Source organism: Bacteroides intestinalis DSM 17393 (assembly GCF_000172175.1).
Lineage (GTDB): Bacteria > Bacteroidota > Bacteroidia > Bacteroidales > Bacteroidaceae > Bacteroides > Bacteroides intestinalis.
Genome location: NZ_ABJL02000007.1, coordinates 1,121,486 through 1,145,127, shown reverse-complemented (window position 1 = coordinate 1,145,127; position 23,642 = coordinate 1,121,486). Strand labels below are relative to the sequence as shown.

General features: G+C 43.8%; 20 protein-coding genes. 9 read left to right on the top strand and 11 right to left on the bottom strand.

The window, feature by feature from the left end; translation table 11 throughout:
- Window positions 1-66: 66 nt before the first annotated feature.
- Complete coding sequence (locus tag BACINT_RS08075; protein ID WP_007662111.1) at window positions 67-1,287, bottom strand: 3-deoxy-D-manno-octulosonic acid transferase; 1,221 nt, start codon at window positions 1,285-1,287, stop codon at window positions 67-69.
- A gap of 25 nt (window positions 1,288-1,312) precedes the next feature.
- Window positions 1,313-2,830: a glutamate--tRNA ligase gene (gene gltX / locus BACINT_RS08070; protein WP_044154839.1), complete on the bottom strand. Its 1,518-nt coding sequence runs from the start codon at window positions 2,828-2,830 to the stop codon at window positions 1,313-1,315.
- Window positions 2,831-2,927: 97 nt separating this feature from the next.
- Here gltX and BACINT_RS08065 point away from each other — a divergent pair, with 97 nt between their 5' ends.
- Genes BACINT_RS08065 through BACINT_RS08055 form a run of 3 tightly spaced genes read left to right on the top strand, consistent with a single transcriptional unit; the run spans window position 2,928 to window position 6,511 of the window.
- A complete protein-coding gene (locus BACINT_RS08065) occupies window positions 2,928-4,988 on the top strand; it encodes an HD family phosphohydrolase (RefSeq protein WP_044154956.1) in 2,061 nt (686 codons plus the stop codon).
- 5 nt (window positions 4,989-4,993) lie between these two features.
- On the top strand, window positions 4,994-5,767 hold the full coding sequence (locus BACINT_RS08060; protein ID WP_007662108.1) for a hypothetical protein: 774 nt from the start codon (window positions 4,994-4,996) through the stop codon (window positions 5,765-5,767).
- A gap of 9 nt (window positions 5,768-5,776) precedes the next feature.
- The gene (locus tag BACINT_RS08055) at window positions 5,777-6,511 is read left to right on the top strand and encodes a hypothetical protein (RefSeq protein WP_007662107.1); all 735 of its coding nucleotides are present in this window, start codon (window positions 5,777-5,779) and stop codon (window positions 6,509-6,511) included.
- A 129-nt stretch (window positions 6,512-6,640) separates the two neighbouring features.
- Here the strand turns inward: BACINT_RS08055 and BACINT_RS08050 are convergent, their stop codons facing one another.
- On the bottom strand, window positions 6,641-7,120 hold the full coding sequence (locus BACINT_RS08050; protein WP_044154838.1) for a low molecular weight protein-tyrosine-phosphatase: 480 nt from the start codon (window positions 7,118-7,120) through the stop codon (window positions 6,641-6,643).
- 134 nt (window positions 7,121-7,254) lie between these two features.
- Here BACINT_RS08050 and BACINT_RS08045 point away from each other — a divergent pair, with 134 nt between their 5' ends.
- From BACINT_RS08045 to BACINT_RS08035, 3 genes are read left to right on the top strand one after another with little or no spacing between them, the layout of a single operon-like run.
- A complete protein-coding gene (locus BACINT_RS08045; RefSeq protein ID WP_007662105.1) occupies window positions 7,255-7,653 on the top strand; it encodes a hypothetical protein in 399 nt (132 codons plus the stop codon).
- Window positions 7,646-8,215 (top strand): RNA polymerase sigma factor, encoded by a 570-nt coding sequence (locus BACINT_RS08040; protein ID WP_007662104.1) that lies wholly within the window; start codon window positions 7,646-7,648, stop codon window positions 8,213-8,215. The genes BACINT_RS08045 and BACINT_RS08040 overlap by 8 nt, the downstream gene beginning before the upstream one ends.
- 57 nt (window positions 8,216-8,272) lie before the next feature.
- Window positions 8,273-10,372, top strand: a complete 2,100-nt coding sequence (locus BACINT_RS08035) for a TonB-dependent receptor plug domain-containing protein (protein ID WP_225663158.1) — start codon at window positions 8,273-8,275, stop codon at window positions 10,370-10,372.
- A gap of 3 nt (window positions 10,373-10,375) precedes the next feature.
- Here the strand turns inward: BACINT_RS08035 and priA are convergent, their stop codons facing one another.
- From priA to BACINT_RS08000, 7 genes are all read right to left on the bottom strand, one after another.
- Complete coding sequence (gene priA, locus BACINT_RS08030; protein WP_007662102.1) at window positions 10,376-12,847, bottom strand: replication restart helicase PriA; 2,472 nt, start codon at window positions 12,845-12,847, stop codon at window positions 10,376-10,378.
- A gap of 81 nt (window positions 12,848-12,928) precedes the next feature.
- Entirely contained in the window at window positions 12,929-13,489 is a 561-nt protein-coding gene (locus tag BACINT_RS08025) for a porin family protein (protein WP_007662101.1), read from the bottom strand.
- 75 nt (window positions 13,490-13,564) lie between these two features.
- On the bottom strand, window positions 13,565-14,584 hold the full coding sequence (porN, locus tag BACINT_RS08020) for a type IX secretion system ring subunit PorN/GldN (RefSeq protein ID WP_044154837.1): 1,020 nt from the start codon (window positions 14,582-14,584) through the stop codon (window positions 13,565-13,567).
- 32 nt (window positions 14,585-14,616) lie between these two features.
- On the bottom strand, window positions 14,617-16,188 hold the full coding sequence (gene porM / locus BACINT_RS08015; RefSeq protein ID WP_007662099.1) for a type IX secretion system motor protein PorM/GldM: 1,572 nt from the start codon (window positions 16,186-16,188) through the stop codon (window positions 14,617-14,619).
- A 60-nt stretch (window positions 16,189-16,248) separates the two neighbouring features.
- On the bottom strand, window positions 16,249-16,959 hold the full coding sequence (porL, locus tag BACINT_RS08010; RefSeq protein ID WP_007662098.1) for a type IX secretion system motor protein PorL/GldL: 711 nt from the start codon (window positions 16,957-16,959) through the stop codon (window positions 16,249-16,251).
- 20 nt (window positions 16,960-16,979) lie between these two features.
- Window positions 16,980-18,437 (bottom strand): T9SS ring complex lipoprotein PorK/GldK, encoded by a 1,458-nt coding sequence (gene porK / locus BACINT_RS08005; protein ID WP_007662097.1) that lies wholly within the window; start codon window positions 18,435-18,437, stop codon window positions 16,980-16,982.
- 15 nt (window positions 18,438-18,452) lie between these two features.
- Window positions 18,453-19,406, bottom strand: a complete 954-nt coding sequence (locus tag BACINT_RS08000; protein WP_007662096.1) for a PorP/SprF family type IX secretion system membrane protein — start codon at window positions 19,404-19,406, stop codon at window positions 18,453-18,455.
- A gap of 110 nt (window positions 19,407-19,516) precedes the next feature.
- Between BACINT_RS08000 and BACINT_RS07995 the strand changes: the two genes are divergently transcribed.
- From BACINT_RS07995 to BACINT_RS07985, 3 genes are all read left to right on the top strand, one after another.
- Window positions 19,517-19,876, top strand: coding sequence for a DUF488 domain-containing protein (locus BACINT_RS07995; protein ID WP_007662095.1), 360 nt, complete (start codon window positions 19,517-19,519; stop codon window positions 19,874-19,876).
- Window positions 19,877-19,951: 75 nt separating this feature from the next.
- Window positions 19,952-20,734, top strand: a complete 783-nt coding sequence (locus BACINT_RS07990) for a HipA family kinase (RefSeq protein ID WP_044154953.1) — start codon at window positions 19,952-19,954, stop codon at window positions 20,732-20,734.
- A complete protein-coding gene (locus BACINT_RS07985) occupies window positions 20,712-21,095 on the top strand; it encodes a DUF3037 domain-containing protein (RefSeq protein ID WP_007662093.1) in 384 nt (127 codons plus the stop codon). The genes BACINT_RS07990 and BACINT_RS07985 overlap by 23 nt, the downstream gene beginning before the upstream one ends.
- On the opposite strand, the gene BACINT_RS07980 is transcribed toward BACINT_RS07985, so the two are convergent.
- On the bottom strand, window positions 21,090-23,531 hold the full coding sequence (locus tag BACINT_RS07980) for a helicase-related protein (RefSeq protein WP_007662092.1): 2,442 nt from the start codon (window positions 23,529-23,531) through the stop codon (window positions 21,090-21,092). The genes BACINT_RS07985 and BACINT_RS07980 overlap by 6 nt on opposite strands.
- Between the last annotated feature and the right edge of the window lie 111 nt (window positions 23,532-23,642).

The following is a 23,642-nucleotide window of genomic DNA, read 5'->3' as shown; positions in this document are numbered from 1 at the left end:
GATAGATATAAATAGAAAGCGGGCAGATAGGAATCTATCTGCCCGCTTTCTATTTATATCTATTTCTTAGAAATTAATCATACTCAATATTTTATCCGTAGCTCCGGCATTACTGGTGACATAATATCCGGCATTTGTTCCCGTCTCACGCAAGAATTTCTCATCCGTCAGCATCCGGTCGAGCAGTTCTTTCAGTTCCTCGTAATTCTTGATAGAGAAAGCACCCTTAGCTTCTATCAGTTGTGTGGCTTCCATAAATTTCTGATATTTAGGTCCGAATATAACCGGAATTCCGTAGACAGCCGCCTCTAATGTGTTATGAATACCCACTCCGAAACCGCCACCTACATAGGCTATCTCACCATATCGATAGATAGAGGACAGTAAACCGAAGCAATCGATAATCAGGCAATCAGCTTTCAGCACATTCTTTTCGTCCGCACGGGTATAACGCACATACGGGCGTTTCAATTTCCGGATTATCTCTACCAAATGATTTTCATCTATCACATGCGGAGCTATTATAAGTTTTACCTCCGGATGATTATTGAAATATTCGATAAACAGATCTTCATCCGGTTGCCAGGAACTACCGGCGATAAAAGTCATCGTATCATTCTTAAAAAGCTTTACCAAAGGTAACTCCTTGGCTTCTTCACGTATCTGCAAAACCCGGTCAAAACGTGTATCGCCAACTACCGTCACACGATTGATGCCAATCTTACCCAAATAGCGTTTAGAACGTTCATTCTGCACAAACAAATGATCGAAATTACGTAATACGTGGCGATAAGTTCCTCCATACCACTTGAAAAAGACCTGTCCCCGACGGAATATAGACGAAACACTATATACCGGGATACGACGTTTATGCAATTCATCCAGATAATTCTTCCAGAACTCATATTTGATGAAGAAAGCCATGCAAGGATTCGCTATATCCAAGAATTTCTTCACATTCCGGGGTTTATCAAACGGCAGGTAACATACCACATCCGCCCCACGATAATTCTTACGTACTTCATATCCGGAAGGAGAGAAGAATGTCAGCAATATACCATAATCAGGATATTTGGCACGAATTTTCTCTATCAGAGGACGCCCTTGTTCAAACTCGCCCAAGGAAGCCGCATGAAACCAGATGTAACGCACATCCTTTTCCAATTGCTGTCTGAGAAGTTCATACACCACCCAATGCCCTTTCATCATTTTACGGGGTTTACGGCTAAAAGGAGCCGCCAGATGCACCAGAAGGTCATAGATACCTATCGCAAGGTCATAAAACATACTTTCTTCAGCTTGGATTTCAATTTTATTTCAGTACTTCAATTGCTCGTTTCATACGCGCCAGTGTCTCTTCTTTGCCCAGCACCCAGGAGATGTCGAACATATGCGGGCCTTTCCCCTCGCCTACCAGCGTCAGGCGAAAAGCATTCATTATATTTCCGGTATGGTATCCTTTTTCTGCAATCCAGTCCATTACAATCTTTTCCTGATTTTCGATGCCGAAGTCCTCGATACCTGCCAGTACTTCCATTAATTCAGTCATGCACTGAGCAGAATCTTCTTTCCAGCGTTTCTTCACAGTCTTTTCGTCATATTCGGTGGGAGCTACAAAGAAGAAACTGGAAGCTTCCCAAAGTTCGCGCACAAAGCTTACGCGATTCTTCATCATACCTACTACAGTTACCACTTTCTCAAACGGAGCTTCCACGCCCTGTTCTTTCAGAACCGGAACAAAAAGTTCTGCTATTTCCGTATCCGGCTTCAACAATATATATTCATGGTTGAACCAGATTCCTTTCTTGTAATCGAACTTAGCACCAGATTTACTGCAATGACTCAGGTCGAACAATTTTATCAATTCATCCATAGACATGAGTTCCTGATCGTTACCCGGATTCCAGCCTAGCAAAACCAGGAAATTAATCACTGCCTCAGGCAGATAACCCGATTCACGATATCCGGAAGACACTTCACCTGTTTTGGGATCATGCCATTCCAATGGGAATACGGGAAAACCAAGACGGTCACCGTCACGCTTGCTCAACTTACCGTTACCTTCCGGCTTCAGCAGCAAAGGCAGGTGGGCAAAAGACGGCATCGTATCTTCCCAACCAAAAGCACGGTACAACAACACGTGCAACGGGGCAGAGGGCAACCATTCTTCACCACGAATTACATGGGAAACCTCCATCAAATGGTCGTCTACAATATTTGCCAGGTGATAGGTCGGAAGCTCATCTGCTGATTTATAAAGTACCTTATCATCCAGAATAGAAGAATTAATTATCACCTCACCCCGGATCAGGTCGTTTACATGCACGTCTTCATTGGGTTCTATCTTAAAACGAACCACGTACTGCTTACCCTCGGCAATCAATGCATCTACTTCTTCTTTAGAAAGTGTCAGTGAATTACGCATTTGCATACGGGTAGAAGCATCATATTGGAAATTGGCTATTTCAGCACGCTTTGCTTCCAACTCCTCGGGAGTATCAAAAGCAATATAAGCCTTACCCGCATCCAATAATACTTTCACATACTTCTTGTATATTTCACGGCGTTCGGACTGGCGGTACGGTCCATGCTCTCCACCAAAGCTGACTCCCTCATCGAACGGGATACCCAACCATTTGAAAGATTCCAATATATATTCTTCTGCACCCGGCACAAAACGGTTACTATCAGTATCTTCGATACGGAAAATCATATCACCTCCATGTTGGCGTGCAAAAAGATAATTGTATAATGCTGTACGCACACCACCAATGTGCAACGCCCCTGTAGGACTTGGGGCAAATCGAACTCTGACTCTTCTTTCTGTCATATTTTGCATTACTTATGAGATAATTAGACGGCAAAATTAAACCTTTTTTTCCACACTAATGTTTTTTTTTGTACTTTTCGCAAAAAATTCAACCGATATGAATAAAACCAAGACTAAAAAAAGCTTTTCTTATAGAGATTTGCTGTATAAAGTACTCATATTTATCGGCACGGTAGCTATTATTGTATACTTCCTGCCGCGTGACGGCAAATTTAATTATCAGTTCGATATTGATAAACCGTGGAAATATGGACAACTTATGGCTACATTCGATTTCCCTATCTATAAGGACGATGCAGTTGTGAAACGGGAGCAGGACAGTATTCTTGCTGCTTTCCAGCCTTATTATCAATTAGATAAAAGTATAGAAAAGACTGCTATCAGTAAGTTGAAAGCAGATTATCAAAGCCATCTGCGTGACATTGTCCCCTCTTCCGATTACATGCGTTACCTGGAAAAAAGATTGTCGGAAATTTATAAGGCGGGCATACTTTCTACGGAGGGACTCGACCAACTACGGCAAGACAGCACCACTGGCATTATGGTAATTGATGATAAACTTGCCAACCAACGAAGCACCGAACAACTGTTTTCCGTAAAAGATGCCTATACCTATCTGCTTACTGCGGACACTGCACACTACTCACCTTTTATTTTACGACAGTGTTCTCTCAACGAATATCTGTATCCGAATCTGTCATACGATGAACAGCGTACGGAAACAGCCAAGAAAGAAACCCTCGATAATTATGCCTGGGCAAATGGCATAGTTGTAAGCGGACAGAAGATCATAGACCGAGGAGAAATTATAGATCAGGAAACTTATAATATTCTTGAAAGTCTACGGAAAGAATCTATTCAGCGCAGTGAGTCACTGGGACAGAAACGTCTGATACTAACTGGGCAAACACTATTTGTCGGTATCTTTATTCTGTGCTTCATGCTTTATCTCGATTTGTTCCGTAAAGACTATTATGAACGTAAGGGCAGCCTGTCCCTACTCTTTACACTAATCATGTTTTATTGTGTGGTGACGGCCCTTATGGTAGCTAATAATATCTACAATGTTTACATTATTCCCTATGCGATGCTGCCGGTCATTATCCGTGTATTCCTCGACTCACGTACGGCATTCCTCACACAGGTAGTCACTATACTGATATGCTCCATTTGTTTACGCTATCCGCATGAGTTCATACTCCTGCAACTGGCCGCCGGTCTGGTTGCCATATTCAGCCTGCGGGAATTATCACAGCGTTCGCAACTTTTCCGCACAGCCCTGCTGGTGATACTTACCTATGCTGCACTTTATTTCTCATTTGAGTTGATTACTGAAAACGACTTGTCGAAACTGAATGGAAGCATGTATACCTACTTCACAGTGAATGGAGTACTTCTATTGTTTACTTATCCGCTTTTATTCTTATTGGAGAAGACTTTCGGATTTACTTCCAACGTTACCCTGGTAGAACTTTCCAATATCAACAGTCCGTTGCTGCGTCGCTTGTCCGAAACAGTTCCGGGTACTTTCCAGCACTCCATGCAAGTGGCCAACCTTGCAGCAGAAGCTGCCAACCGTATTGGGGCAAAGAGCCAGTTAGTACGTACCGGCGCTTTATATCATGACATTGGCAAGATGGAAAATCCGGTATTCTTTACTGAGAACCAATCGAGAGGTGTCAATCCGCACAAAAATCTCAGTTATGAACAAAGTGCACAGGTCATCATCAGCCATGTGACGGACGGACTGAAACTGGCTGAGAAGAACAACTTGCCTAAAGTGATAAAAGACTTTATCAGTACTCACCACGGCAGGGGAAAAACGAAGTATTTCTATATTTCCTGGAAAAATGAACACCCGGACGAAGAACCGAACGAAGAATTATTCACTTACCCGGGCCCGAATCCATTCACTCGTGAAACAGCTATCTTAATGATGGCAGATGCCGTGGAAGCCGCCTCCCGCAGTTTGCCCGAATATACAGAAGATAGTATCAATAACCTGGTGGACAAGATTATTGATTCGCAAGTAGAAGAAGGTTACTTCAAGGAATGCCCTATCACCTTCAAGGATATCGCCACCGTAAAATCAGTTTTCAAAGAAAAATTGAAAACGATTTACCATACCCGTATCAGCTATCCCGAACTTAAAAAATAAGAAATATGAAAACAACTGCCCAAGACCCAAAACGTACCAAAAGCCTTCTGCAACACAAAGGTGTCCGGCTGCATGACATCCAGAGTTTCAGTTTCATGAAGCGTTTTCGCGAGGTTCCACGCAAAAGCAATCTGAAGGTCAAGGATAAATATGGTGCGGGCATCTTGACATTACACCTGAAACAGGGTAGCCAAAAGGCTTTTTATGTTCGCCCGTTTCAGAAGCCATCTTCTATTATCCGCTATCTGGTTTCGCAGAACATACCTTTTGATAATTCTATCTCGCGGGAACGGACAGCGGCGGAAATTCCGGCGACTACCTATCAGCGCCCGTCACTCTATATGTTTTATTTCTTTGTGCTTTTCATCACGTTCATGATATTGGGATATCAGGCTATTGCATTCGGAAGTTGGTGGGCATATATTCTGGGCATCATTTCGTTCGGTCTGAGTATCTACTTCATGCACATGCTGATGACACGCTTTTGCTATCTGAAAGTAGACAATAAAAGTCTCAGAATATATAGTGTAGGGCGTGAGATAGTGTATCCCTACGAAAAGATACTCAAAGTCAACTTTGACTTTGCACGCGAACAGGCTTTCACACATGTGATGGAAATATTGGACAAAGATTATCACTATCGTCTTTACTACATAGGCAGGGTATCCCGGCGAACACTGAATGACATTGCTGAGACTCTGCAAAGTGCAGGTGTAGACGCTACATGTAGCCTGAATGAAGATAAGAGATTCTATCAGGATAAACAGATTTTTCACTAAGTAAGCGCTATGAGTTACACTCAAAATGAAACAGAAAAACGCAAAGTCGAGCAGTACTTTTCCAGAAAGAAGATAAATCCGGAAGCTATCCAAAGCTTCTGCTTTATGCAGAATTATAAATTCCGGGTAGGCCCTTCAATTCTGATCTTGCAATTGCGGTCCGGAAAAACAAAAATGCTCCGTCCAAACAAAAAAGGAACGGAAGTTCTCCATTATTTATTGGACAAACAGATACCTTTCAGCAATTATACTCCACAAGCAAAACAAGCAGTAACAGTACCGGAAAAGAGCTATTGGAGTATCTGGAATATATTATTCGACGTTTTCTATACAGCAGTGTTGCTTGTCTTAGGATATGTAATGCTGAAAGTCTTATTACAAGAGCCTACAGGCGAATACTTGGTAAAAGATATCGCCAAGTATTTCGCTCTGACTACCTATGTGATATGCTTTCCTATAGTCCTCTATTATCTTCTCTATAAGTGTCATAGCATCCGAACTGAGCATGAGGGTCTGGTCTTAAGCAACCGTTTTTCCAAACGGGTATTACCTTACGATGAGATACGCAAGTTGAACTTCTGCATATTCTCTTCCAAACAGCCACGGGTATTTATAGAACTGATAGATAAGGACTTCTGCTACCACCGCTATTTATTGGGATGGATGCCTCTCAAATCTGCAAAAGAGTTGGCGCTCCTGCTACAATCTTTAGGGATCGATGCAACCGACAGTATTAATCAATAAGGTATAGCGGAAAGCTTTTCCATACCAACGTTAATTCGTCCCACCATAAGGGACATTGCGTCCCCCTATAGGGAACGAATTAATATCTGCAGCTCCGGCATCTATCTATTACTAAGAAAAGGATTAGTATTAGTTGCTTTGCGAAATACGATCTAACAATCCTGCGCAAGCATCCTCCAGTAGATCGAGTACATACTCAAACCCTTCGGCTCCACCATAATATGGATCGGGCACGTGGTCGGCATGCGTAAAGCGGGTACAGTATTCCGTCATACGGTGTATCTTCTTCCATTCTTCCGGAGAAGGGGCACGATCTTTCAAGTCATCAATATTCCGGTCGTCCATCCCGATAATCAAATCGAAATTATAGAAATCTTCCGTTCGCACGGGGCGCGAACGATGTGTGAGCTCGTAACCGCGACGAATAGCATGGGCACGCATCCGGCTATCAGGCAATTCCCCCTGATGATAGGACAAGATACCGGCAGAGTCTATCACAAACTGATCTTCCAGCCCGGCTTCTGAAACCAAATGCTTCATCACACCTTCCGCAGAGGAAGAACGGCAAATATTACCTAAACAGACAAAAAGTATTCTACAAGGCTTCATAAGCACATTTTTTATTTAAAAATGCAAATATAGAAGTTTTTTTGCATTCTCTTAAAATATTTCTTCTTCTCAGTTGTCAGCATATACAGAGAACGTTTTCAAAGCAATATGCAAATCATAAAAATTAGAACATCATGAAAAAAAGATTTTTTATTATATCTTTGTTTTGGGTATTAGCCATTGCGGCATTTGGAGCAATAGTCATGCTATTATGGAATTTCGTAGTACCCGGAGTCTTAGGACTGGCAGCCATCAACTTCTGGCAAGCTTTGGCATTGTTTGTACTTGCACACATTCTCTTTGGAGGATTCCCGGGCAGAGGAGGTTTTCCCGGCCGTAGAGGAATGCCCGGTGGTAAAGAGGGTAACCCGTTCCGTGCTAAATGGGAGAAGATGTCTCCGGAAGAACGCAAGGATTTTATTAATAAAAGAAAGAAATTCGGATTTGGCGGTCCTTTCGGAAGAGACGGATTCTTCAATGAAAGAAACTTTGATAGAAACAACGGTAGCGAAACTCCCAAAGAGAATGAATAACCTGACTGGCAAAGACAACAGTTTGGAAGAACTGATTGCAGAAAATCAACCCCGTTTGAAAGCATTTATCCGCAAGCGGGTTTCCACTAAAGAAGATGCCGAAGACATTCTGCAAGACGTGTTGTATCAGTTGGTGAAAACCATTGAAAGCACTTTCAATCCTATCGAGCAGGTTACAGCATGGCTATATCGCGTAGCACGAAATACCATTATCAATAAAGGCAAGAAAATGCAGGAGGAAGAACTGCCGGTTTCGAGCTATGATAAAGAAGATAATGTACTGAGTGAGTTCTCAGAAGTGCTGTTCAGCGATGCCCCGCCTACTCCGGAAATAGAATATATGCGGTCACTCGTTTGGCAAGAGCTTGAAACAGCTCTTGCCGAGCTACCACCCGAACAACGGGAAGCATTCGAACTATTGGAAATGGAAGGATTGTCAGCCAAAGAAGTTGCCAGTACCACCGGAATATCAGTCAACACTTTATTATCACGAAAACATTATGCCGTCATTCACCTTCGCAAACGGCTGAAAGGACTGTATAACGATCTTCTAAATTACTAACCTCAGTTTTTAACTCTCTGTTTACCTACCGGGTAACAGCTATTCCCACAAATATTTATGAAAACAATAGTGTCAATTTTGACCATACTACTGTGTATGGCCAGCCCCTCCTATGCCCAACTCATTGCTAAAGATTCTACCGGAATCATGGCTATCGCTCTGGATGAAGTAACCATCCAGGCACGGTCTGTCATCGAAAAAGGTGACCGGAAAGTAATTCTTCCGACCCAGAATCAACTGAAAATGTCGTCCAGTGGCATAGACTTATTAGGCAAATTACAACTTCCCCGAATCACAGTTGATATCATGTCGGGCGAAATAACCACTTCCGGCAACGGAGAAGTACAATTACGGATTAACGGTGTCCAGGTTACTTATACGGAAATATCCTCCCTTAGTCCCGAAGATATTCTCCGCATAGAATATCACGATACTCCGGGAGCACGCTATGGAAACGCTGCTGCCGTGATAGATTATATAACCAAAAACAAAAAGATGGGGGGTAGCATCAGCGGCGGTGCCATCCACAGCCTCAGCAGCAACCGTACCTCTATCGACGATATGATTTCCGGAAGATATAACTACGGAAAGTCTGAAATCTCAGCCAACGTGCGGTATATACAACGCAAAGGAGACTGGACACGTGAGTATGACGAGCACTTCATCTTCCCCGACAAAGAACTTCATCGCCTGGAAACCGGAGAACCAACGCTGTTCAATAAGAAGTTGTTAACTTCTAACTTGAACTACAGCCTGCAGGAGAAAGGAAAATATCTCTTTAATGCACAATTCAGATATACCCTGCAAGATAATCCTGCCGGATATGAAGACCGGAAGAGCAAGCTCTATACGTCTGATTCTGACATTCCGGTATCCATCTACGACCACACCAAAGAACGGAACCACTTGCCATCCCTCGATCTATACTATCAGCAAAATCTAAAGAATGACCAGCGACTCATATTCAATCTTGTCGGCACATATATCAAGAGCAGCAATACACGCATTTATCAGGAGAAGCAGGAAGGCATCGCCAATACAGAGTTATATTCCGATATTGCCGGAAAGAAGTATTCGCTGATAGCCGAAGGTATTTATGAGAAAAAATTAGAGCAAGGAACACTGACGGGAGGCCTCAGACATATGCAATCTTATACAGACAACCGATATGAAGGAGAAGATGTGATGGACGTCCTTCTTAAACAAGCGGAAAGTTATGCTTATGCCGAGTATAAAGGCAAAATTCAGAATTGGGGATACATGGCAAATCTATCATTCAACCGTTTCTACTATAGCCAGAGAGATAACCATAGTGAAAGATATGGCCTCCAACCTTCTCTCTTAGTATCTTATAATCCTGTGGACAATCTGCATTTCCGCTATCATATCAATCTGAAAAACAATGCTCCTTCCATAGCCTATCTAAATGATGTGGAACAAAGAATCGACATCCTACAAACGCGTAGGGGCAACCCGGACTTAAAATTATTCCGCAGTACGATTCAGGATTTTAATGCAGTATTCAGTACAGGGATTTGCAGCATTGATGCATTGGTGAGCTATGCATACGAGAAGAATCCTATCATGGAATCTGTAATTTATGAAGAAGGTATGTTCATCCGCACTTATGAAAACCAGAAGTCCTTCCAACATCTGGCAGCGGAAATCACATTCAAGATAAAGCCCTGGAAAGATCATATCAGCCTTTCTGTTACACCGGGAATTAACCGGTATATAAGTACAGGAAACAATTACCTGCACACCTATACCTTGAAAGAATTACGTATTAACCTGGATGCTTCCTATAAAAACTGGCTTCTGAGCTTTATGACTATCACTCCACCCAACCGGTATGTATACGGTGAACAATTGTTGAAAGGCGATCTGATGCATACACTCATGATAGGTTATAAGCAGCCGGCATGGGCTATTATGGCAGGAATACACAATCCATTTATGAAAACTTACCGCTCAGAGAATGAGAACTGGTCTGCACTGAATCCTGTAAAATCGGATATACACAGTACGAACATGTCAAATACCATCGTTGTCAAGCTTAACTTCAACCTGAACTTCGGACGACAATACAAAAGTACCAATAAGAGAATTCAGAATATGGATACAGATTCCGGTATTTTGCAGGGAACCAAAAAGTAGCCCCTACATCGGATCTACATCGTAATAGACAATCAAAGATTTAAAACGATCCTCAGACACCATCTCTTTCTGAACCTGCACCAGCAGTTCACGGGCACGAGCCATCGGAGCATTATACTCTATCTTGACAATAATCTTCCGGATAAATAAGGTTTGTATCCGGGCAACAGGCGGTTTATCCGGTCCCAGCACACGGTTACCAAAGACTGCACGCAACTTGCCTGACATGGTCTGTGCCATCAAGTCAAGCAGTTGCTCGTTGCGGTTTTTCAGATAAACATACACCAGGCGGTAATATGGTGGATAGTGAAATATCTGCCGCTCAGCAAGTTGTCCGGCTACCATTTGTTCAAAGTCATTGTGAATGACCTGCTCTATAATAGGGTGATCGATACTCTTCGTCTGCAAAATAACACGTCCCCGCTTATTCTTTCGTCCGGCACGTCCGGAAACCTGCGCCATCAGTTGGAAAGCACGTTCGTACGAACGGAAATCCGGATAATTCAACATGGTATCTGCATTCAGGATACCTACCACGCTGACATGGTCAAAGTCCAATCCTTTGGAAACCATTTGCGTACCTATCAATATATCAGTTTTCCCTTGTTCGAAATCTGCAATGATACGTTCGTAAGCTGAACGGGTACGGGTAGTATCCAGATCCATGCGTGCAACAGTAGCTTCCGGAAACAAAGCTTTGATATCATCTTCTATCTTCTCTGTTCCAAACCCTCGATTGCGCAAGTCGGTCCCTTCACAAGCAGGGCATACACGGGGCAACTGATATGTATAACCGCAATAATGGCAAGTCAACTGATTCAATCCTTTATGAAACGTCAGGCTCACATCGCAGTTCTTGCACTTCGGCACCCATCCACATGTATTACATTCAATCATCGGGGCAAAGCCACGCCGGTTCTGGAACAAGATAACCTGTTCTTTCTGCGCCAGAGTTTCATGAATATATTGAAGTAGCAATGGAGAAAACGGCCCGTTCATACGTTTTTTACGATGCAATTCGTATATGTCCACCGGGATAATCTCCGGCAACTGTATTTCTTTATACCGCTCTTTCAGCTCCACCAGTCCATACTTCCCGGAAGAGGCATTATGCCACGTCTCAATAGAGGGGGTTGCCGTACCCAGCAAAGTCTTGGCGCCATACATGGATGCCAGTATAATCGCTGCATTCCGGGCATGATAGCGAGGAGCAGGGTCTTGTTGTTTATAGGTATTCTCATGTTCCTCATCTACAATCACCAACCCCAGATTGCGGAAAGGTAAAAATACAGAAGAGCGGACTCCCAGAATAATATCATATCCTTTTTCCGTCAGTTGCTTTTGCCAAATCTCTACGCGTTCTGCATCGGGAAACTTAGAATGGTAAATACCCAAACGATCTCCAAACACCCGTTGCAGACGCTCTGTAATCTGAGTGGTAAGAGCTATTTCCGGCAAAAGATACAATACCTGTTTTCCTTGCCGGATGGCTTCTTCAATCAAATGTATATAGATTTCTGTTTTTCCACTGGCAGTCACACCATGCAGCAAGCATACATTTTTGGATTGAAAGCATTGCACAATCTCATCGTGTGCCGCCTGTTGATGTTCATTCAACGGATTGATGGGAAGAGTATCGCGCACAACAGCGTACAGCCGTCCTATTTCCTGCTGATAGACTTCAAAGATATGCTTATCTACCAAACCATTAAACACTGCCGGTGAAGCAGATGCCCGCAACAAAAGCTCTTTCTTCGTGACTTCTTTAGGGAAACTCTTCAGACCATCTCCTCCCAGAATGCTGGAGAGTTCAATGTATTTCATCAATAAATCCAGTTGCTTTGGAGCACGTGCCAGTTCATCAAAGAGTTCCTGCAGACGTTTTTCATTCCGCATCTCGTCTGTCAGTCTTACGCGCGTTTCAGTCTTGGGTTTATAAGTCCGGCGCAGTTCTTCTTTCACAAAGATAGCCTCCTTATCCAGCAAAGATTTGATAACAGGAAGTATATTCTTGAATCCACTGTCTTTTTCCAACTTGGTGACACACTGTTCGGGTTCTGCTGAAAGTAAATCCAATATCTTCTGTTCCCGTTCCGGCAGACGGACCTCCGATTCGAAATCCGGATTGTATTCTACCATCGTCTCACTTTCCAGTTTCAAGCCGGAAGGCAAAGCAGCTTTATAAACATCCCCTTGTGTACAGAGATAGTAATCAGCCAGCCACTCCCAGAACTTGAATTGTTCCGGCAATAGAATCGGGCGGGCATCCAACAATGTAGAGACTTCTTTTACCTCATAATCCGTCGGTTCACAATAATGCACATTACGCACTATTGCTGTATAGTATTTCTTTCGTCCGAACGGAACTACCACCCGGCAGCCCATCTGCACCTCATCCGCCCATTCTTCAGGTAGCAAATAGGTGAAGCAACGGGGCAAAGGCAAAGGCAATATGACATCTACAAATTTCTTCATCGCGGCGGCAAAGATACGACAAAAAAATAGCGTTGCCAATCAAAATCAGCAACGCTATTTATATGATAAATATTTCCCTTCTTAGAAAAGATAAGCGACAGATACTTGCCAAGTCTTATTCTTTGCACCGACAGCCTTACTCGCTTCTTTCCAAGTAAAACTATCGCCCATCGGGAACTGATAGTTCACACCCACCTGTAAATGCTTAATCAGCTTCACACCGGCTCCCAAGTTAAGTCCTACCTGGGTTTTCTTCCGGTCAACGTTATCTTTCTTGTCGAAATCAAAAAAGAAATCAGGACCGGCAGCAAAATAAATACCCAGTAAGCTACCCAATCCAATCGTATATTTCAGATTAACGGGAACTTCCACTCCGGTTTGTTTTACGTCACCTTTACCTCTCTGCGAGAATAACAAAGCACCATCAACACCCAGACCTACAATAGGAATTGTGATTTCAGCCATCGGACCAATAAAGAAACCAGTCGAGTTATCCTTATTTCCTTTGAATCCTCCATCCCAGTCTATCTTTGTCAAGTTCACACCACCTTTTACACCCCATTTAAGGAGCTGTGCCTGGGCAGGCATAGCCATAAACATACAGCATACAGCTATAATGAAAGCACTAAAAATCTTCTTCATAATTCTTTTTGTTTAAATTATCGGGACAAATATATGGATTAATTCTTAAAAAGAACAAAATAGATTCATTTTTGTTCAACGCCGTTGTCGTCGCACTGACGCCTTCGGGGCAGCTGCCTCACGCTTAGATACCGACTGAGACTTACCAGAAGAAGATTTAGCCTTAGAAGAGGAAGAAGATTTACTTCTAACCGTAACAGTATTGTCACGTCCTTTCTTTTTGGAATTCGCCTTTACAATTTTTGTCCCCGAAGCTGCAGAAACCGAATCTGTCTCCTCTACGAGATCCTTACCGTACAATGAATTCTCAAAATCTGCCAGTTCCTTTTCAATCCTTTTCTGCTCTTTCACCATAGCACTATCCGTGGGACAGTATTGCGATAAGGTACGATTTTGCAAATTCGTAGTTTTATAAATATCACCTTTATATAAACGCGCTGCAAAGAAATCATCCCAAGTACTGTTTGCCGCATTGTTATAATTGCTAACGGATATCTTAGACTGCATTAAATAGGGAACCAGATCTTGATAGTTTACCCAGAACATAGGGAATTTGGTCTTTTCCGAACTGAAATCTTCCGACCGATGCAATACCGGACAAATGGCCGTTATCACCGAACCATAGGTAGAAGTGCGCTGATCAAAATACCAGACTTCTTTTATGAAATAGCTTAATACATCTGCCGAAGGTATGTCACCATTACTGATAGACACAACGCTATCACGACGATTTGCCACCTTCTTCAATTCATAATAGATCTGGAAACGATCCAACACATCACGAAAAGTCACCTCAGCATCTTTCTGAAAACGTTCCGTGCCATCCAGTTGATACGCGTAAGCCGGTATTTTCTTCTGTGCCAGCAAACGGAACATCGTTGTGAAAAGATTCATTTTATTCCCCTGCGGTTCCACCGGATAGTACAACGCACCATTGGTATCCTTTGTCAAATCCAGCGTACGGTAGATTTCACGCATCCACACCACATCATCCGGTAATCCCGGCGAACCGGGATATTGCCTTTGTGCCCACCCTACTGAGAGGTTCGATACACACAGAGTGACAGCTATTATGAGTTTCAAGGAAAGTTTCATAGTCTTATACCTTTTATAGTCGATTTCTAATTTCAATTCACAATTACTTCCAACGTAGTAGGCAGTAGACGTTCTACCCCATCCGGCCCCACCGCACGTACCCGGGAAATATAGAAACGTTTACCCCGTGACAAGCGACGGAACATATCTTTTTGACGTGTAGAGAACGAAGCTCCTGAAGACACTTCCGGCACGGCATTCCCCATATTATCAAAGAAAACAGTTTCAAAGCCCAATACCCGGAAATTAATATTCAGCAATCCATCATCAATGGCAGCAACAATACCGGGAGTATTCATCAGGATAGCCTTGGATAGTCCACGGCCACCACGATAACGCTTCGGCGTCCCATCTTCCGTATACTCAATAAAGGGTGACGGATCAGGCAATTGGCGTACACGGTAAGTGTAATCTCCCATTGATTGCGTACGTCCACCCACAGATGCCGTTACACGAATCACCACATCCTTGCCTATAGCTGTAGGACGAGCAATATATCCGCTACCGGTGCGGGTCAATGTACCATTCCCACTTACAATACTTGCCTGCACCTGTCCTGCCGGTACCCCGGGAACGGAGATGCTGATAGGATTATCATATCCGGCATAAAGCACATTCATCATAGTAGCAGATACCGTAGCAGTAGGCTCCACCACCGTATATTTTTGGGAAAACTCTCTGCGAAGCACTTCTCCATTACCCTGTGCCAATTCCAGATAACCATCTAAAGAAAATTCCCCTGTACGATTACAAACAGTTTCGAACCAACCTTCGGCATTATCCGGCTGTTTCTTTCCGGCTATATAGATGGACGGGCGTTGTGTAGAATCTACAGCGGCCAGAATAACCCGTGCACTATACGTCCCCCCACGCACCACATTCTGAGAGGTAGGAATCACATAAGCCTGAAGTTGGTTTACGCGCACATCCTGTACATCGGTATTCTGTGTTAGCAAGTGCAATACTTCACCTTCGGCATAACGTACATCACTTTGCAATTTAGTTAATAGCGTGACAGCAGCAGCTACCGGAGTATTTTCAAAAATATACTCCTGCCAGTTCTTTCCAGCTGCCGATGCTTTACGTGGAACTTCAGTACTCAGGTTATCACGGATAATCTTCTGCTGCACCGGATCAGTAACAAAAGCCAGTATTTCACTCCTATATTGATTAATCCGATTGAACAGCTCTTTTCCTTGCCCTCTACCGGGAGCAAGCATTACGAAAGAAGCTGCTTCCAAATCTTCTCTATTGGATATATTGGTAATATCACCGCTTTTTCCATCCGCTTCCTTCACGATACTCAATTTCAATTCATCGACGTAAGCATAGAGCGAATCAGACATATTCTTCACATGTACCGCTCTCTCGAACCAAGGTCCCACTTTCTCCGGATTACGTTTATTAGCACCGGCAAGCCCATCATATAATGATTGGTTTTGCACGGTCGAGTTCGCCGTTGTACGGGAAAGGCTTTCATCTACCAATGAAAAGCCATTCAGCACATCCGATGAAACATTGAGTGCCAACAACGCCATCAAGACGATATACATCAGGTTTATCATCTTCTGACGCGGAGAATCCGGATTAGTATTCAGAGACATGGTGTTTATTTACGATTTAGCAATTTACGATTTACGATTAAAGTTACTCTTTAAAAGTTATCACTTAACCTGTACAGCCTGCAACATACGCGCATAGACCGCATTCAGTTCTTCAATCTGACGAGCCATCTTACGGGTCTGCTCATGTACCTGATCGATAGTGTTGATCTGAGTGCTAGCGCTGCGAAGCTGCATTTCATAAATGGCATTGATACCTGCAAGATTACGGTTCAGTGCACTCATTTGCTCGGCATCATGCGACAACGACTCTGCTTGTGCGGTGAAGTGCGAAAGCATTTCGGTCATTTCTTTCAGTTGAGCGATATAAGCCTGTGTGGTTTCTTCCATTTCAGGAGTAAAAGCCGGAGCAGGAGTTCCGGATAAATTATTAGCAGCTCCTACAGTCACCGCTACAGGCTGCTCTGAAACAGGAACCTGTCTTTTTTCTTGCGATACAGTCTGATTAACATCTGCACTGCCCGTCCCTCCGTCACCAACAACTATCACTCCGCCTGCAGCTGTACCAGTCTGCCTGCTTGGCAAGTCGAATGCAGAAATAAAGAACACCAGCACTTCTGTTCCCATACCGATCCAAAGCATCAGATTGGCACCTGGTAAATGCGTCAGTTTAAACAAGGTACCTGCAATAACGATAGCAGCTCCCCAGCTATAGGCATAGTTCATAATGACCTTGCCACGATAACTCGCCATAAAGTCCTGCAGCTTTTGCCCGAAGTCCCTTTTCTTGTTTACAATATCTTTTTCCATCATTTTACCATTTTAGCATCTTATCATTTCCCCTTCTTATTATATCCCACCTGCGTACGCACACAACGGAAACCGATATACGAACGTTGCTCATTCTGATATTCGGACGTCCGGGCATCCGAACGGATGAATGCATTCACGTCCTTCCACGAACCACCACGAACCACTTTTTTCTTCAACGCATACGGATCTTCCGGTGCGGCATTATACTGGATATCCGGATTGATATCGTTTGCCTGCAGAACTCCCGACTCAGTATATGCCGTTGATGTCCATTCTGCAACATTGCCTGCCATATCGTAGAGCCCGTTCGAGTTAGGAGAATAAGCCCCCACCCGGGTTGAAATCAGGTTACCGTCCTTGGTATAGTTACCCTTGCCGGGTTTATAGTTCGCATTGTAGCACCCACGGTCATCTTTGGTCTCTTCGCTGTCTTTCCAAGGGTATTTATTGTCTTCCCGTCCGCGTGCGGCAAATTCCCACTCCGCTTCAGTCGGCAAACGATAACGTTGAATATACTTCGCCTGTCCACGCAGTCCTGCAAGTAAATAGTTGGTACGCCATGCACAGAATGCATTGGCCTGTTCCCAACTGACACCTACTACCGGATGTTCGTTATAACTGGGATGATTGAAATACAAACGCATGTATTGTTCATTATTGGCATTGGGAAAATCATTCACCCAGCAGGTCGTATCGGGATAAATGTTCACGATATAGCTGTTCAGAAAGTCCCATTCACTGGATAACGGACGGGTTATAGTACGATTTACAATTCGTCCTTCATCATCAATATATGCTGTATCTTTTGTTATCATGATTACTTCTTCCGGATTCACCTGGACATCTGTGTTCTTGACACGTTCGGCAGGATTCAAACGATTACGGCGCTTAGCTGCCTCGGTATAGTCATAAATTTCATAATAATAGTTCAGTTGTGCTCCATCCAGCATCAGCGTACCATCAATGGGATGATGCTTATATACACTTTCAATGGCCATCTGCTCATCCTCTGTCGCCCGCTTCCACGGAATAGGCTTCGACCAATTCAAATAAGGTTTGATTGGGTTTCCTTCCCGGTCTTCTTCTATCTTATACAATTCGTTGCCGCCATATGCAGGATCTGCCAGGCGCTCGCGGATAATGGAGTCGCGTACCCAGTTGACAAACTGCTTATATTCAGCAATCGTCACTTCCGTATCGTCCATCCAGAAAGATTCTACCGAAATTTCCCGTGAAGGAACGATTGTTCCCCACAAACTGTCTTGCTTATCGGGACCCATTTTTACCGAACCGCGTTTCACCAACACCATGCCATAAGGTGCAGGTTCGTTCCATGCTACAGCACTGGCTCCTATTACCTCGCCACCTCTCATGGAACTGTTACCTACTGTTCCCATGCACGAAACCAGCGAACCGAACAGCAACAAAGCCGCCCCGTACCACGTATGAACTGTTTTCATTCCTTTATTCTTTCCCATTGTTCGTATATTCTCTTACAAAATCCGTACGCTTTTATGCAAGTTCCGGTTTTTCTTAAACACATTCAAATCCAATGTATACCTCACCACCAGATCGTGACTACCGCTCGCTGCACCTATCTTGGAAGTAAAACATTCATAGGCATATCCCAGTGTTACACCTTGCACAGTCAATCCTATATTGAATGTCACCGAAGTATCAGGCGAGTAAGTCAATCCCCCGCTGAGTACTTTGGAACGATAGCTATAAAACAACTGCCCTGTTACATCCAACCGTGTAGAAGTAAAATCACTTTGCAATTGCATCGAAGGCTGTATGGAAATTAACGGATTACGTGTCTGAATATTGTATCCGCCTGTCAAATAAAAGATAGGATGTATTTTAATCTGGCTTTTTTCTCCTAAAGAGACACGGGGAGCTGTCAGGTGGTGGGCAGAAAAGGCAGCGTAGAATTTAGGATGCGAATAGTATGCCCCCACTCCAAGATCAACAGACGTACCACTTTCCGATGTAGTGGGGAAAGCATCATCATCCGTTTCATCTCCAAGATTAATATCAGAAGGGTCGAAAGCTACAGTCAGCATACCCACCTGGAGTCCAATACCCAATTTGCCCTTTCTGATTTTCATCTGGTAGGCGTATTGTCCCCAAAAACGCTGGTTGCGGAACAGTCCGATGGCTTCATTGAAGAATCCAACTCCAACGCCATGCTGTTTATTGAATAAGGAAAAAGGCATGTCAGCACCGAAATACATCACGCGGGGAGCATGTGTGAAGCCCATCAACTGCATACCATACGAACCATAAATGTTCATCTTATTATCCGTCTGCCCCGCCCAACCGGGATGATAATACCCCTTCACCACCCAGTACTGACTAAAGCGCGCATCAAACTGTGCCCGCCCCTCTGCTACACAGAAAAGAAGGCAAATAAGAATTAAGCATTTCAGGATACAATAACGTTTCATCAATATAAGAACTGATAAAACGAAAAAAAATTGTGCAGAATAGAAAAGGAAGGAACAAAATGAACTAATTCAACCTATTAATTGTATATTAGTATATAGAAAATAAAGTTATGACGCAGATTAAAATTAAACGAGTATATGAAGATCCCGAGGCAGAGGACGGCTACCGTGTGCTGGTAGACCGTCTGTGGCCCCGTGGCATGAAAAAGGAACATCTGAAATATGATGTTTGGGAAAAAGACATCACCCCTTCCCCCGAACTCAGGAAGTGGTTTCATGAAGACCCGGTGGAACATTGGGAAGGTTTCTCTGCTATGTACCGGAAAGAGTTGGAAACCTCTGAAGCTGCACGAAACTTTCTCACAACAATCAGACCCTATAAAACAGTTACTTTATTATATGCCTCCAAAGAGCCTGTCCGAAACCATGCTCGTATCCTGCAACAGTTTCTGGAAGCACATCTTAGGTAATCGTGAATATTCACTATCTTTGCAGCCGCCGCTCCGTCTCAAGTGGGCGACATAACTACAGAAAGGACAACCATGATAGAGTTGCGAACAGTCAACCTGACCCGTTATATCACTCCTTTGCGCGAAGGCGGCTCATTGCCCGCATTGGCAGAAGCTGACGACGAATTTAAATACGTCGTAAAGTTTCGTGGCGCCGGACATGGCACCAAGGCATTGATATCCGAATTAATCGGTGGAGAGGTTGCGCACATACTGGGATTCAAAGTACCGGAACTGGTATTCCTGAATCTCGACGAAGCATTCGGTCGTACCGAAGGGGATGAAGAAATACAAGATTTATTGCAAGGCAGCCGTGGATTAAACCTAGGACTTCACTTCCTGTCAGGTGCTCTGACTTTTGACCCCGTAGCAACTAAAGTAGACCCTGAACTGGCCTCCCGTATTGTCTGGCTGGATGCCTATCTGACCAATATAGACCGTACCTTCCGCAACACCAATATGCTGATGTGGCATAAAGAGCTTTGGCTGATAGACCATGGCGCTTCACTTTATTTCCACCACTCGTGGGAAAACTGGGAAAAACATGCTGTAAGCCCATTCCCCTATGTAAAAAACCACGTATTGCTGCCCGAAGCATCCCGACTTGAAGAGGCCGATGCGGCTTTACGTTCTATGCTGACAGAGGAAAAGATACAACAGGTCGTAGCACTTATCCCTGACGACTGGTTGCATTGGGAGGATACACATGAGACATCCGAAGAAATCAGAGATATTTATACCCGCTTTCTGACCGAAAGACTGGCTCATTCCGAAACATTTGTAAAAGAAGCACAGAATGCAAGGAAAACACTTATATGAATACGCAGTTATCCGCTTGGTACCCAAAGTAGAACGTGAGGAGTTCTTTAATGTGGGCGTCATCCTTTTCTCAAAAAAGGCAGGCTACATCAAGTCCATTTGTCAGGTAAACGAGGACAAACTGGAGCTATATGTTTCTGAAATAGACCGGGAATCGGTATTTGTACACTTGGACGTATTCAATAAAATATGTTCGGGAGCCAAAGACGGTGGTCCTATAGCCCAACTCGATGTACCGGAACGTTTTCGTTGGCTGACTGCCGTGAGAAGTTCCTGTATTCAAACGTCCCGCCCACATGCCGGTTTCTCCGACGATCTGGACAGGACGTTAGAAAGATTATTTAAAGAACTGGTTCTATAGGGGAACAGCGTACTTCGCTTTCAGCTCCTCTACCCCCATTCCGGTAAAATAGTCTTCAATAAAATCCCAGCGCTTCACATCGTCCATTCCATCCGTTCCGAAGAAGAAAGAAAACAGTTCGATCTGTTCCTGGAACACCTGTTCATTATTCTCGAGAATCAAATTGTGATATTCATCGGAAGATGCAATCTGCTGCAAACTCTCCGGATCATCGAAATATACCAGTACACAAGGTGTCCCCCCTCCTTCGACGCTGAATGAAAGACAATCGAGTATGGAAAGCAGGTTAAGCAACATATTCAGATCGGAGAATGGCGTACTGTAAAACAACAGACGATCTCCTTTTTTACCGACAATACGTTGACTGAATAGTTTCTGATAGCGGGACAACAAAAGGTCAAACCCCTTTGTCACTGTAAAAGAGAGTTCGTTGGAATCCTTCTTTTTCACACTACTGATATAACTCACACTGCGCCCCTCTTCCGTACGAGACTCCAGCAATGAGCCAATAAAGCGTTTTGCCGATGGTACATCCATACCATGTTCGGCAAATACCGCACGCAATTCTTCTTCATCAAAACGTCCTTTTGCCTTCCGTAACTTATCGACAAGCAGAGTCTTCAAGCTATTGAACAGTGCATCCATCCGCTGACGAATTACCGTAGCATCTTCTTTCAACAACACCTCATGCTTACCAACAGATACTGCACGAGAGCCTTCCCACAATGTTCCACTATTCAACTTTTGCTTAAATTCCCGATACCCCAACTCAGCAAAGCGCTCTTCCCACAGTTTTTCCAGACGTGCTGTGTACACGTCTTCCGTACCTTCCACTTTAGTAAGATAATCCTTGAATTCACGAATAAAAACATCGCCTGTCTTATCCTGAATATATCCTTCCGTCAATAGATTCTGCGGACTGACCTCCAACAACTTCTTTCCGTAACGATGGCTTAAATCATCTTCCAACCATAATAAAGCTGTCTTAATCAACTGTCCCAATTCTGCCTCGTATTCCAGCTTGTTTTTCATTCGCGGCAATTTCACCACAAATTCGAAGTCGGACAAAGACACCAGCATTTCCTGCTTTTCGCCTTTCATCCGATATACTTCCATCAGCTTTTTCAGTATCAACGCCAACTGCTCTTGTGCTATATTACCCGCCATATGCAGGCGTTTCATATAATAAAAGTCACGTTCATGATAATCCGTTGCCGAAACTCCATGAATATCCGTATCACGCGCCGCACGTCCTATCTCCTGTATATAATCGACAAAAGTGCTGGAAGGTGCCACATGATATACCCGGTCAATGTCGCTGATATCCACACCCATACCGAATGCCTTTGTAGCTACAATCATACGCTTCTCTCCTTCCTTGAACTCCTGTACAATTGCTGCTTTCTGTTCCTTGTCCTTCTTGCCATAGTAAGAAGCTACCAAACGCCAATCAGCAGGTTGCACCCACGTCTTCAGACGCATATCGATGCCACCCGCAAAAGGATAATAAAGAATCGTCTTATACCCGTCGAGGAAATCATCTACACGACCCGCCACTACACGTTGCTTGGCTTTATCGTACGTTTCGCCTTCTTCTATTTCCATCTGCCGAATATCGAATCCGATATTCCTGCGTTTCACCGTACCTGCATAAAGCACACACGGCTCCATTTGCAACGAACGAATCGTTTCGAACACCATATCGTTGCCTCCCTTCGGGTTCCAAACAGCAGTAGCCGTCAGCGCAAAAAGCGGAAACGCATAGCCCAGATTCTTCTTCAAACCCTGCAGATAACGTCCCAGGAACCAATAATCCACCCGGAACTCTTTACCCCAGGTAGTTACTGTATGAGCCTCATCCACTACAACCAAACCAATACGACGCTCACCTGCGAAGTGCTTGATATCATATGAAAGCAATAATTCCGGCGAAAGATAAAACAAATCGACCTCACCTTCACGCACCTGTCGATATACCTCATTCTTTTGCTCAGGCGATAAATCGGAAGAAGCATACGCTACGCGTGTGTATCCCAAATCTTGTAAACCTTCCACCTGATCCACAATCAGTGCCTTCAGAGGAGATACAACAATGGTAAGCAACCCGTATTCATTGCCCAAATAGATGCCAGGCAATTGGAACAATAAGGATTTTCCAGCCCCGGTAGGCGCTGTCAGCAGAATATTATCCACATCCGTTTCCCCATTCCGTGCCTTTTCCGCTTCAACAATGACACTTTCTATCAATTGCCCCTGCGAAACGTGGAGTGTCTCTTTCCCCTTGAATAAGTCGTCATACACTTCTAGGTCACGAAATTGTTCGTACCCGTAAGTCCCTTTTAACAGTGTATGCACCGCTTCCCGGCAATCTCCGGGCAAATGCCGTTCTTTCAATTCCGGCAAGCGGCGTACCGTTTCTTCTTGTGTTTCAGTCATAATGGAACAAATATAAAAAAGAGGCAATCCATTAATCTGTCGAAAACAGATTTTACGGACTACCTCTTTCTATGTGTTAACTACCTCGTATCCCCTTAGGTATGGCAAGGC

What these genes read in the sequence shown, in the direction of transcription:
- priA (WP_007662102.1), bottom strand. Translation starts at nt 12,847, where the DNA reads ATGAAGAAATTTGTAGATGTCATATTGCCTTTGCCTTTGCCCCGTTGC.
- BACINT_RS08065 (WP_044154956.1), top strand. Translation starts at nt 2,928, where the DNA reads ATGAATAAAACCAAGACTAAAAAAAGCTTTTCTTATAGAGATTTGCTG.
- BACINT_RS08060 (WP_007662108.1), top strand. Translation starts at nt 4,994, where the DNA reads ATGAAAACAACTGCCCAAGACCCAAAACGTACCAAAAGCCTTCTGCAA.
- BACINT_RS07995 (WP_007662095.1), top strand. Translation starts at nt 19,517, where the DNA reads ATGACGCAGATTAAAATTAAACGAGTATATGAAGATCCCGAGGCAGAG.
- BACINT_RS08055 (WP_007662107.1), top strand. Translation starts at nt 5,777, where the DNA reads ATGAGTTACACTCAAAATGAAACAGAAAAACGCAAAGTCGAGCAGTAC.
- BACINT_RS08045 (WP_007662105.1), top strand. Translation starts at nt 7,255, where the DNA reads ATGAAAAAAAGATTTTTTATTATATCTTTGTTTTGGGTATTAGCCATT.
- porL (WP_007662098.1), bottom strand. Translation starts at nt 16,959, where the DNA reads ATGATGGAAAAAGATATTGTAAACAAGAAAAGGGACTTCGGGCAAAAG.
- BACINT_RS07985 (WP_007662093.1), top strand. Translation starts at nt 20,712, where the DNA reads ATGCAAGGAAAACACTTATATGAATACGCAGTTATCCGCTTGGTACCC.
- BACINT_RS07980 (WP_007662092.1), bottom strand. Translation starts at nt 23,531, where the DNA reads ATGACTGAAACACAAGAAGAAACGGTACGCCGCTTGCCGGAATTGAAA.
- BACINT_RS08000 (WP_007662096.1), bottom strand. Translation starts at nt 19,406, where the DNA reads ATGAAACGTTATTGTATCCTGAAATGCTTAATTCTTATTTGCCTTCTT.
- porM (WP_007662099.1), bottom strand. Translation starts at nt 16,188, where the DNA reads ATGTCTCTGAATACTAATCCGGATTCTCCGCGTCAGAAGATGATAAAC.
- BACINT_RS08035 (WP_225663158.1), top strand. Translation starts at nt 8,273, where the DNA reads ATGAAAACAATAGTGTCAATTTTGACCATACTACTGTGTATGGCCAGC.
- porK (WP_007662097.1), bottom strand. Translation starts at nt 18,437, where the DNA reads ATGGGAAAGAATAAAGGAATGAAAACAGTTCATACGTGGTACGGGGCG.
- BACINT_RS08075 (WP_007662111.1), bottom strand. Translation starts at nt 1,287, where the DNA reads ATGTTTTATGACCTTGCGATAGGTATCTATGACCTTCTGGTGCATCTG.
- BACINT_RS08050 (WP_044154838.1), bottom strand. Translation starts at nt 7,120, where the DNA reads ATGAAGCCTTGTAGAATACTTTTTGTCTGTTTAGGTAATATTTGCCGT.
- BACINT_RS08025 (WP_007662101.1), bottom strand. Translation starts at nt 13,489, where the DNA reads ATGAAGAAGATTTTTAGTGCTTTCATTATAGCTGTATGCTGTATGTTT.
- gltX (WP_044154839.1), bottom strand. Translation starts at nt 2,830, where the DNA reads ATGACAGAAAGAAGAGTCAGAGTTCGATTTGCCCCAAGTCCTACAGGG.
- porN (WP_044154837.1), bottom strand. Translation starts at nt 14,584, where the DNA reads ATGAAACTTTCCTTGAAACTCATAATAGCTGTCACTCTGTGTGTATCG.
- BACINT_RS08040 (WP_007662104.1), top strand. Translation starts at nt 7,646, where the DNA reads ATGAATAACCTGACTGGCAAAGACAACAGTTTGGAAGAACTGATTGCA.